This window comes from Xanthomonas cannabis pv. cannabis (assembly GCF_000802365.1).
GTDB classification, from domain to species: domain Bacteria; phylum Pseudomonadota; class Gammaproteobacteria; order Xanthomonadales; family Xanthomonadaceae; genus Xanthomonas; species Xanthomonas cannabis.
In genome coordinates, this window is the sequence record NZ_JSZE01000221.1 from 1 (window position 1) to 608 (window position 608).

At 64.8% G+C, this 608-nt stretch carries 1 protein-coding gene; it reads right to left on the reverse strand.

Annotated elements, in window-relative coordinates:
- Nucleotides 1-608, reverse strand: a 608-nt coding sequence (locus tag OZ10_RS20170) for a GTP-binding protein (protein WP_039566900.1), incomplete at both ends; no start/stop codon positions are given.

Here is a 608-nt window from a genome sequence, read left to right on the forward strand (position 1 = left end):
GCAGACCGGCGTTGTCGCCTGCCTGGCCCTGGTCCAGCAGCTTGCGGAACATTTCCACGCCGGTGACCGTGGTCTTCTGCGTGTCGCGGATACCGACGATTTCGATTTCGTCGCCCACCTTGATGATGCCGCGTTCGATACGACCGGTCACCACGGTGCCGCGGCCGGAGATCGAGAACACGTCTTCGACCGGCATCAGGAACGGACGGTCGACGTCACGGGTCGGCTCCGGAATGAAGCTGTCCAGGGCATCGACCAGCTTCAGGATGGCCGGCACACCGATCTCGCTCTGATCACCGTCCAGCGCCAGACGGGCCGAACCGTGGATGATCGGGGTGTCGTCGCCCGGGAAGTCGTACTTGCTGAGCAGCTCGCGCACTTCCATCTCGACCAGCTCGAGCAGCTCGGCGTCGTCGACCATGTCGGCCTTGTTCAGGAACACGACGATGTGCGGCACACCGACCTGACGCGAGAGCAGGATGTGCTCGCGGGTCTGCGGCATCGGGCCGTCAGCGGCCGAACACACCAGGATCGCGCCGTCCATCTGCGCCGCACCGGTGATCATGTTCTTGACGTAGTCGGCGTGGCCGGGGCAGTCAACGTGTGCG